Source organism: Nonomuraea sp. NPDC049646, from assembly GCF_044465525.1.
Classification (GTDB): domain Bacteria; phylum Actinomycetota; class Actinomycetes; order Streptosporangiales; family Streptosporangiaceae; genus Nonomuraea.
Map to the genome: position 1 here is coordinate 264,899 of NZ_JBITLU010000015.1, position 9,711 is coordinate 274,609.

The following is a 9,711-nucleotide window of genomic DNA, read 5'->3' on the forward strand; positions in this document are numbered from 1 at the left end:
AAGTGTGCGGCACGTAATCCCCTGAGTGCTCCCTGTGATCGGGAAGGTGGCCAGTGGGCGTCGAGGTCGTGGTCGAGGGGTTGACCAAGTCGTTCGGTCGGCAGGTCATCTGGGAGGATGTCTCGCTCACGCTGCCCGCGGGTGAGATCTCGGTGCTGCTCGGCCCGTCGGGCACCGGCAAGTCCGTCTTCCTCAAGACGCTGGTCGGCCTGCTGCGTCCCGACCGCGGCCACATCTGGATCGACGGCCACGACCTGGCGAACTGCCCCGAGCGCAAGCTCTACGAGCTGCGCCGGCTGTTCGGCGTGCTGTTCCAGGACGGCGCCCTGTTCGGCTCGCTCGGCCTCTACGACAACATCGCCTTCCCGCTGCGCGAGCACACTCAGAAGACCGAGGCCGAGATCCGCCGGATCGTGATGGACAAGATCGACCTGGTCGGGCTGGCCGGCGCCGAGGGCAAGCTGCCCGGCGAGATCTCCGGCGGCATGCGCAAACGCGCCGGCCTGGCCAGGGCGCTGGTGCTCGACCCCGAGATCATCCTGTTCGACGAGCCCGACTCCGGCCTCGACCCGGTCCGCACCGCCTACCTCAACCAGACGATCGTCGACCTCAACGCCGACATCGAGGCCACGTTCCTGATCGTCACCCACGACATCAACACCGCCCGCACGGTCCCCGACAACATCGGCCTGCTGTTCCGCCGCGAGCTGGTCATGTTCGGGCCGCGCGAGATGCTGCTGTCCAGCGACGAGCCGGTGGTGCGGCAGTTCCTCAACGCCCGAAGGCACGGCCCGATCGGCATGTCGGAGGAGAAGGACGTCTCCGAACTGGAGGCCGAGGCCCGGATGGGCGACGACCCCGGCGGGCTGCCGCCGATCCCGCCGCAGCTCATGCCGAGCGGCAACGTGCTGCGCCGTTCGCAGCGGCCGCCCGGCCGGTGGCTGGCGGCCCACGGCGTGATCCCGCCACAGGGCTCGTTCGTGGACGAACGCGGCCGCAACTGGCTGGAGGAGTACCCCCGGCTGATCGACGCCCACGCCGACGGCGTCGCCTAGATCATGAATCCGACCCGGAAGTGCCTCCTCGCGGCCCATGTGAGTCACCGTACGCATTCGGCGGGAAGCGCATGGTGACGGCGGAGGTCGGGCGGTTCGTCGCCATGTCGCTCGACACCGCCAGGGCCGCCGCGCGACGGCCGTTCCAGGTGCGCGAGCTCGTCCGGCAGGCGTGGTTCATCGTCAGCGTGAGCGCCCTGCCCACCGCCCTGGTCGCCATCCCCTTCGGAGCCGTGCTCGCGATGCAGACCGGCAACCTCATCCGCCAGTTCGGCGCCCAGTCCTTCACCGGGGCCACCGCCGTGCTCGGCATCGTCCGCGAGGCGGGCCCGGTGGTGACCGCGCTGATGATCGCGGGCGCGGCCGGCAGCGCGATCTGCGCCGACCTCGGCGCCCGCCGGATCAGGGACGAGATCGACGCCATGGAGGTGCTCGCGGTCGACCCGCTGCACCGGCTCGTCGTGCCCAGGATCGCCGCCTGCGCGCTGGTCGCGCCGCTGCTCAACGGCCTGGTCGTCACGGTCGGGCTGGTCGCCGGCTACCTGTTCAACGTGGTCGTCCAGGGCGGTTCGCCCGGTGCGTACCTGCAGTCGTTCAACGCCCTGGCCGAGGTCTCCGACCTGTGGGTGTCGGAGGGCAAGGCGGTGGTCTTCGGCGTCACGACGGGGCTCGTGGCCGCGTACAAGGGGCTGGGCGCGGCGGGCGGGCCGAAGGGCGTCGGGGAGGCGGTCAACCAGGCCGTGGTGTTCGCCGCCCTGCTGCTGTTCGCCGAGAACTTCCTGATCAGCGCGGTCTACAACGAGCTGGTGCGGTCATGAGGGCGCTCGACCGGCAGGGCGAGTTCTACGCCAGGGCGATCAGGGCCCTGCCGGCCGGCGCGCGCTACCGGCGCGAGGTGCTCAGGCTGCTGGCCGAGGTCGCGCTGGGCAGCGGCGGCCTGGCGGTGATCGGCGGCACGATGACGATCGTCGCCTTCATGACCTTCTTCACCGGCACCGAGGTCGGCCTGCAGGGCTACACCGGCCTCGACCGCATCGGCGGCTCGGCCTTCACCGGCTTCCTGTCCAGCTACGTCAACACCCGCGAGATCGCTCCGCTGGTGGCCGCCATCGGCCTGTCGGCCACCGTGGGCTGCGGGTTCACCGCCCAGCTCGGCGCGATGCGGGTCGGCGAGGAGGTCGACGCGCTGGAGGTCATGGCGGTCCCGCCGGTGCCGTTCCTGGTCACCACGCGGCTGATCGCCGGCTTCGCCGCCGTCATGCCCCTGTACGTGCTCGGCCTGCTCGCCTCCTACGTCGCCACCCGCCTGATCGTGACCGTGCTGCACGACCAGTCCACGGGCACCTACGACCACTACTTCGAGCTGTTCCTGTCGCCCTACGACGTGTTGTGGTCCTTCGGCAAGGCGATGGTCTTCGCCGTCCTGGTGATCCTCATCCACTGCTACCACGGCTTCCACGCCACCGGCGGGCCGGCCGGGGTCGGGGTGGCGGTCGGGCGGGCCGTGCGCGCGGTGCTGGTGACGGTCAACGTCGCCAACCTCCTGCTCGGCCTGGCCATCTGGGGCACGACCACGACGGTGAGGCTGGCCGGATGAGACACGGCGTCGCGCTCCTGGCGATCATCGCCGCCTTCACGGCCCTGACGCTGGCCGTCTACACGAAGGCGTTCTCCACCGCCCGGCACGTCACGCTGCTGCTGCCCGCAGCCGGGCTGCAACTCGACCGCCGGGCCGACGTCAAGGTCAACGGGGTCGTGGTCGGCGAGGTGGCCGACCTCGCGCCCGCCGACCACGGCGCCCGCCTCACCCTGGCCCTCGACCACGACGTCGACCGCGGCTCCACCGCCGAGCTGCGCGCCAAGACCCTGTTCGGCGAGAAGTACGTCGCCCTGATCCCGCCCAGCTCGCCGCGCGGCCCATTGCGCGACGGCGACGTGATCAGGTCGTCGGCCGCCGCCGTCGAGATCACCGAGATCCTCGACCGTCTGCTGGCCCACCTGCGCGCCGTCCATCCAGAACGCCTGAACACCGTCCTGAACGCCCTGGCCACCGCCCTCGACGGCCGCGGCGCCCGGCTCGGCACGACCCTGGACAGAACCGACGCCTACCTGCGCCGCCTCCAGCCCCACCTGCCGGCGCTGAAGCGGGACATCGCCAAGCTCGCCGACGTCACAGCCCGCTACGGCCAGGCCGCCCCCGACCTGCTGCGCACCCTCGCCAACAGCGCCGCGATCGGCCGCACCCTCACCGCCGCCCCCCTCGGCCCGGCCACCGCGGCCGTCACCCGGGCCGCCACCGCCACCGACCGCCTGCTGAGCACGGACGAGCCGGGCATCGTCGGCCTGCCGCACGTCGTCCGCCCGGCCCTCGACGTGGCCGCCCACCACGCGCCCGTCATCCCGTGCGTCCTGCGCGGCCTCGACCGCCTCCGGCCACTGCTGGACAACGCCTTCGGCCACGGCAGCGCCAAGGCGGTGCTGGAGATCGTCCGGCCGGCGCACCCGTACGAACCGGGCAAGGACACCCCGCGTTACGCCGACCGCAGGGGCCCGGCCTGCTACGGCCTGCCCGACCACGCGCCCGTGCCCTTCCCGGGGGTGCGCTTCGACGACGGCACGGCCGACCTGGCGAGGCTGATGCTGCGATGAGCACGCTCGGGCCGGCGCTCAAGCTGGCCGTCTTCGCCCTCGTCACCGCCCTGTGCGTGGCCACCCTCGCGATCACGATCTCCGGCGCCCGCTTCACCGCGGCGGTCGTCTACCACGCCCTGTTCACCGACGCCTCGGGGCTGCGCGAGGGCGACGAGGTGCGCATCGCGGGCGTGCGGGTCGGCCGGGTCGAGAGCGTCACGCTGGCGGGCGTCCAGGCCGAGGTCGCCTTCTCCGTACGGCGCACCACCGCGCTGCCCCGCGGGGTCGTGGCCGCCGTCCGCTGGCGCAACCTCGTCGGCGACCGCTACCTGACGCTGTCCACCGGCCCCGGCGGCCCCGGCCTGCTGCCGCCGGGCGCCCGCGTCACCGACACCCGCCCGGCCCTCGACGTCACGGCCCTGTTCAACGGTTTCAGGCCGCTGCTCAACGCCATCCGCCCCCAGGACGTCAACAAGCTGAGCTGGCAGATCGTCCAGGTGCTCCAGGGCGAGGGCGGCACGGTCGAGGCCCTGCTCGGCCACATCGCCTCCCTCACCGGCACGCTCGCCGACCGCGACGCCGTCATCGGCCGCGTGATCACCAACCTCGGCGCGGTGCTCGGCGAGATCGCCGGCCGCGAGCACGACTACGACCGCCTGCTGATCGACCTGCGCGCCCTGATCGGCGGCCTGGCCGGCGACCGCGAGGCCATCGGCGACTCGCTGGCCACCCTCGACCGTCTCACCGCCGTCACCGGCGATCTCGTCCGCAGGGCGCGGCCCGACCTGCGGGCGAGCGTCCGGCACGCCGACGGGCTGCTCAAGGCGCTCAACGCCAGGAGCGCCCTGGTCGAGGACACCCTCGCCCGCGCGCCCGACCGTCTCGGCCGGCTCGTCCGGGCCTCCTCCTACGGGTCCTGGTTCAACTTCTACCTCTGCTCGCTCACGGTCAGGAGCGGCGGCGTGCGCACTCCGAAGATCGTCAACGGGAGCCCGCGATGCCACTGACCCCCTTCAGGAGACGCGACCCCGTGCCGCTGGGCGTCGGCGGCATCGTCGTGGCCGTCGCGCTGGTCGTGGCGGCCCTGGCGGTCGGCGGCCTGCCGCGCGGCAGCACGTACTCGGCCGCGTTCGCCGACTCGGCGGGCCTGCGCGAGCACGACGACGTGATGATCGCCGGGGTCAAGGTCGGGGAGGTCGCCGGCGTCGATCTCGAAGGCGACCACGTCCGCGTCGACCTGCGGGTGGGCGACGACGTCCGGCTCGGCTCGCTGACCAGGGCGGACATCCGGATCAAGACCCTGCTCGGCGCACATTTCGTCATGCTCGTGCCCGAGGGCGGCGGCCGGCTCCAGGGCCAGATCCCGCTGGCGCGCACGAGCGTCCCCTACGAGGTCGCGCCCGCCGTCGCCGACCTGGGCGCGGCCGCGGGACGCGTCGACGAGCGGGCCCTGGCCGCGGCCATGACCGCGCTGTCGCAGACCATGGAGGGCTCCTCGACGGAGATCAGGGCCTCACTCCGGGGGCTCGGCAGGCTCTCGCGTACCGTCGCCGCCCGCGACGCCCGCCTGCACGACCTGGTGAGCCACGCCCGTACCGTCACCGGCCTGCTGGCCCGCCGCAACGCCGACCTGCACGGCCTGGTCACCGACGGCGACCTGCTGCTGCGCGAGGTCTCCGCGCGGCGGGCCGTCGTGCACGGGCTGCTGGTCAACACGGTGGTGCTGGCCGGGCAGATCGACGGGCTGGTCGCCGACAACAGGACCACGTTGCGACCGGCACTCGAACGGCTGCGCTCGTTCGTCGCCGTGCTTCGCCGCCAGGAGGAGAGCCTCGACCGGTCGCTGGCCCTGCTCGGGCCGTTCGCCCGGCAGCTCGCCGACGCGACCGGCAACGGGCGCTGGTTCGACACGATCATCCAGAACCTGGTCCCGCTGCCCGCCTCGATCCGGCCGCCCGACCCCCTGCCGGAAGGACCCGTGCGATGAGAGGCCCGCTCGTCCTGGCGCTGCTGCTCCTCACCCTGGCCGGCTGCGGTTTCGAGGGGGTGGCCTCGCTGCCGCTGCCCGGCGGCGCCGACCTGGGCGCGCGGCCGTACGCGGTGACCATCCGCTTCGCCGACGCGCTCGACCTGGTGCCGCGCTCGCCGTGCAAGGTCGACGACGTCACCGTGGGCGAGGTCACCGGCGTGGAGCTGGGCGGCGACTGGCGGGCCGACGTGGTCTGCGCGGTACGCGGCGACGTCGCCCTGCCCGACCGCACGTCGGCGGCGATCTCGCAGACGAGCCTGCTGGGGGAGAAGTTCGTCAGGCTGCTGCCCGCCGGGCGCGGCCGGCTGAGCGGTCCGATCCCGGTGGCCCGTACGAGCACGACGGCCGAGGTCGAGGAGGTGCTGTCGGCCGCCTCCCTGCTGGTGGACGGCGGCGGCCTCGACCAGCTCGCGACCGTCAACCGCGAGCTGGCCGACGTGCTCGACGGCCGCTCGGCCCGGCTGAAGGACCTGCTGCGCAGGCTCGGCACGTTCGCCGCGGGGCTCGACGGCTCCAAGAAGCAGATCGTCCGGCTGATCGACGCCCTCGACGGCCTCACCGGCACCCTGGCCGCCCAGCGCGCCACGATCAGGGCCACCGCCACCGAGATCGGCCCGGCCGTCACCCTGCTCAAGGACCAGCGCGCCGGCCTGACCGCCATGCTCGCCGCCCTCGACCGGCTCGGCCGCACCGCCACCCGCGTCGTCGAGCGTTCCCAGGCCGACGCCCTCGCCGACCTCGGCCGCCTGCGCGAGCTCCTGCTCAACCTCGACCGGGCGCGCGACAGCGTCGCGTCGGGGCTGGCGACCGCGATCACGTTCCCGTTCCCCGGGTCGGCCTCGTCCATGCTGCGCGGCGACTACGCCAACACCGACCTGACCGTCGACGCCTCGCCCGGCGCCACGCTGCGCAACCTGCTCGGCGGTGCGCGATGACCGTCAGGCTGGTGGCGTTCGCGCTGATCGGGGTGGTGGCGGTGGCGTACACGCTGGTCAGGTACGCCCGGGTCGGCGCCGACCTGTTCGACCCCGCCTACCGGGTCACGGTCGAGCTGGCCGACGCGGGCGGGCTGTTCGACGGCTCGGAGGTGACCTACCGAGGGGTGCCGATCGGCCGGGTGGAGTCGCTGGCGGTGGCGGGCGACGGCGCGCGGGCCGTGGTCAGGCTCGGGTCCGGCGATCCTGTCCCGGCCCGCGGCCTGCTGGCGGTGGTGGCCAACCGGTCGGGGGTGGGGGAGCAGTACCTGGACCTGCGGCCCGCCGGGGGCGCGGGGCCGTACCTGAGGGAGGGGGACGTGATCGACCGGGCGCACACGCGGCTGCCGGTCCCCACGTCCAAGCTGCTCGGCGACACCGACCGCCTGCTGGCCTCGATCGACCCGCGCGACCTGGAGACGGTGGTCACCGAGCTGGACAAGGGGCTCGGCGGCAACGGGCCGGCCCTGCGACGGCTGGCCGACGCGGGCGAGAAGCTGCTCGGACAGGCCGAGAGCGTGCTTCCCGAGACGGTGGCGGTCCTGCACACCGGGGAGACCGTGCTCGACGCTCAGCGGGCCTCTGGGGGCCATCTGAAGGCATTCGCCGGGAATCTGGCGAGCTTGACGGATTCGCTCCGCGACGGTCGCGGCGACCTCGCCGGCGTGATCGGCCGCACCCCGCGCGCGGCCGAGTCGCTGGAACGCCTGACCGACGGCGTCGCGCCTCACCTGCGCCCGCTGCTGACCCACCTGGTGATCGGCGGCCGGACGGTCTCCGCCCGGGTCACCGCCCTCCGGCAGCTCCTGATCGGCTACCCGGCCGCCGTCGCGGGCGCCTTCTCCGTGGTCGACCGGGACGGCCTGCACTTCGGCCTCGACCTCGACCTCAACGTCCCCAGGCCCTGTACCCGCGGCTACGAGGGCGTACGCAGGCGGCAGCCCCACGACGTCAGCGCCCGGCCGCCCGACCCGGAGGCGTTCTGCCGGGAGCCGCGCGGCAGCGCGACCGGCGTGCGCGGCGCCCGCAACGCCCCCGCACCCCAACCGCCTCCGTCGATTCCAGGGCTTCAGGACTGGCTCGCGGGTTATGATCCGGCGACCGGCCGGAAGGGGTGAGCACAGGTGGGAGCACTTCCCGCGCGCCCGGCACGCATCCTCGTGGCCGCCCTCAGCGTGACGCTGGCGGCGCTCGTCGCCGCCGGCGTGTGGATCTCCCTCCAGGCGCGTGACGCGCAGGCCCTGGCCGACGACCGGCAGGCCGCGCTGCTGGCGGCCGGCACCCACGCCAAGAACCTGGTCTCGCTCGACTACAAGACCGTCGACGCCGACGTGCAGCGCATCCTCGACACCTGCACCGGCGGGGCCAGAACCGGCTACCAGGCCATCGCGGGCAAGCTCAAGAGCACCACGGTCGCCAACAAGGTCGTCCAGCACGGCGTCCTGCGCGCGACCGGCCTGGTGTCGATGTCCGGCGGCACGGCGAAGGTGCTGGTGGTGGCCGACGCCGAGATCCGCTGGGACGGCTCCAAGAGCCCGCCCCAGGAGCGCTTCTACCGCTGGACGATGGACGTCACCGAGGTCGGCGGCGTGTGGCTGGTGTCGAAGGTGGTGCAGGTGGTGTGAGAACCGTCACTGTGGTGCTGCTCGGCGTCCTGGTGATCGTCGCGGGCGTGCTGGTGCCCAGGATGTGGTTCGACCTGCGCGACCTGCGGGGGGCCGAAGGGGCCGGGGCCGAGGCGATGGCGACGGCCCGGCAGGTCGCCCCCGACATGTTCTCCTACGACTACCGCTCGGTGGAGGCCGACCTGGCCAGGGCCGGGGCGTACACGACGGGCGAGCTGACCAGGCATTACAAGGAGCTCACCACGTCGCTGGTGTCCAAGGCCAAGGCCGAGAAGACCGTCCGCACCGCGGCCGTCGTGGACGCCGGCGTCGAGCGCGCCACGCCCGACAGGGTCGAGGTCCTGTTGTTCGTGAACATGGTTACGGTAAAAGTAGTGCCGAACCAGGACAGGCCCCAGCAACAGGTGACCCAGAACCGCGCCCGGTTCGTCATGGTCAGGCAAGGCGGGCGATGGCTGGTCGAGGGGCTGTCCACGCTGCTGGGAACGGCCTGAGCCGCCGGGCGTGCCGCTACCTTCAATTGTTACCAAAAATCAGGTTTGGCGAAGCCCTTGATAGGGGTACTCCAGTCACAGCTACATCGGTGGTCGGCATGGGTTCGACCCCCGGGGTGACGGAGCGTTAACCGCCCACGATCGCGGGTATCGTCTTGGGCCTGGCGGTAGGCGCCCGATCACACTGGGGAGAAAACCCAGCGTCCGGGCCTCTAGGCGGCTAAAAGTCGGGCTCGCGGGCTTGACGTTTGCGGCTGAACGGGCGATGCTGCGACCAACGTGGAGCATGCAGCGAGAGCGAAGTGGACAGGCGTGTGCCGTTCGGCTACACTGCCCCTTTGCGCTGCCCTTTGACGACCCGTGATGCTTGCTCACGTTGCGAGGTTGTCTGGCGTGCGTGTAGTCAGTCCGCCGCGAGCCCTCGGAAGGACATCTGTTGGCAGCCTCGCGCAACGCCTCCGCCGTACCCGCTGGTCCCCGTCGCGTCTCTTTCGCGCGCATCCAGGAGCCCCTCGAAGTTCCTGATCTTCTCGCTCTGCAGACCGAGTCGTTCGACTGGTTGCTGGGCAACGAGAAGTGGAAGGGCCGGGTAGAGGCGGCTCGTCAGGCCGGGCGCAGGGACGTCCCGACCCAGTCGGGCCTCGAAGAGATCTTCGAAGAGATCAGTCCCATCGAGGACTTCTCGGGGACCATGTCCTTGTCGTTCCGCGACCACCGGTTCGAGCCGCCCAAGTACTCAGTCGATGAGTGCAAAGACAAGGACATGACCTTCTCCGCCCCGATGTTCGTGACGGCGGAGTTCATCAATAACACCACCGGTGAGATCAAGAGCCAGACGGTGTTCATGGGCGATTTCCCGCTCATGACGCCGAAGGGCACGTTCATCATCAACGGCACCGAGCG

Annotated in this window: 10 protein-coding genes and 1 pseudogene; all 11 read left to right on the forward strand. The window is 72.1% G+C overall.

Features of this window, described 5'->3' with window-relative positions; all coding sequences use genetic code 11:
- Positions 1-53 precede the first annotated feature (53 nt).
- A complete protein-coding gene (locus ACIBQ8_RS37920; RefSeq protein ID WP_397194454.1) occupies positions 54-1,055 on the forward strand; it encodes an ABC transporter ATP-binding protein in 1,002 nt (333 codons plus the stop codon).
- 71 nt (positions 1,056-1,126) lie between these two features.
- Positions 1,127-1,873, forward strand: a complete 747-nt coding sequence (locus ACIBQ8_RS37925; RefSeq protein WP_397194455.1) for an MlaE family ABC transporter permease — start codon at positions 1,127-1,129, stop codon at positions 1,871-1,873.
- Positions 1,870-2,652, forward strand: a complete 783-nt coding sequence (locus tag ACIBQ8_RS37930; RefSeq protein WP_397194456.1) for an MlaE family ABC transporter permease — start codon at positions 1,870-1,872, stop codon at positions 2,650-2,652. Before ACIBQ8_RS37925 ends, ACIBQ8_RS37930 begins: the two co-directional genes overlap by 4 nt.
- Positions 2,649-3,704: an MCE family protein gene (locus tag ACIBQ8_RS37935; RefSeq protein ID WP_397173510.1), complete on the forward strand. Its 1,056-nt coding sequence runs from the start codon at positions 2,649-2,651 to the stop codon at positions 3,702-3,704. The genes ACIBQ8_RS37930 and ACIBQ8_RS37935 overlap by 4 nt, the downstream gene beginning before the upstream one ends.
- Positions 3,701-4,693, forward strand: coding sequence for an MCE family protein (locus ACIBQ8_RS37940; RefSeq protein ID WP_397194457.1), 993 nt, complete (start codon positions 3,701-3,703; stop codon positions 4,691-4,693). The genes ACIBQ8_RS37935 and ACIBQ8_RS37940 overlap by 4 nt, the downstream gene beginning before the upstream one ends.
- Positions 4,684-5,673, forward strand: coding sequence for an MCE family protein (locus ACIBQ8_RS37945; RefSeq protein WP_397194458.1), 990 nt, complete (start codon positions 4,684-4,686; stop codon positions 5,671-5,673). The genes ACIBQ8_RS37940 and ACIBQ8_RS37945 overlap by 10 nt, the downstream gene beginning before the upstream one ends.
- Entirely contained in the window at positions 5,670-6,650 is a 981-nt protein-coding gene (locus ACIBQ8_RS37950; RefSeq protein ID WP_397173515.1) for an MCE family protein, read from the forward strand. Before ACIBQ8_RS37945 ends, ACIBQ8_RS37950 begins: the two co-directional genes overlap by 4 nt.
- On the forward strand, positions 6,647-7,807 hold the full coding sequence (locus tag ACIBQ8_RS37955) for an MlaD family protein (protein WP_397194459.1): 1,161 nt from the start codon (positions 6,647-6,649) through the stop codon (positions 7,805-7,807). Before ACIBQ8_RS37950 ends, ACIBQ8_RS37955 begins: the two co-directional genes overlap by 4 nt.
- Positions 7,808-7,813: 6 nt before the next feature.
- A complete protein-coding gene (locus tag ACIBQ8_RS37960; protein ID WP_397173519.1) occupies positions 7,814-8,314 on the forward strand; it encodes a hypothetical protein in 501 nt (166 codons plus the stop codon).
- The gene (locus tag ACIBQ8_RS37965; RefSeq protein WP_364326192.1) at positions 8,311-8,808 is read left to right on the forward strand and encodes a hypothetical protein; all 498 of its coding nucleotides are present in this window, start codon (positions 8,311-8,313) and stop codon (positions 8,806-8,808) included. Before ACIBQ8_RS37960 ends, ACIBQ8_RS37965 begins: the two co-directional genes overlap by 4 nt.
- Before the next feature lie 436 nt (positions 8,809-9,244).
- A pseudogene (locus ACIBQ8_RS37970) lies at positions 9,245-9,711 on the forward strand (DNA-directed RNA polymerase subunit beta); the annotation flags it as partial.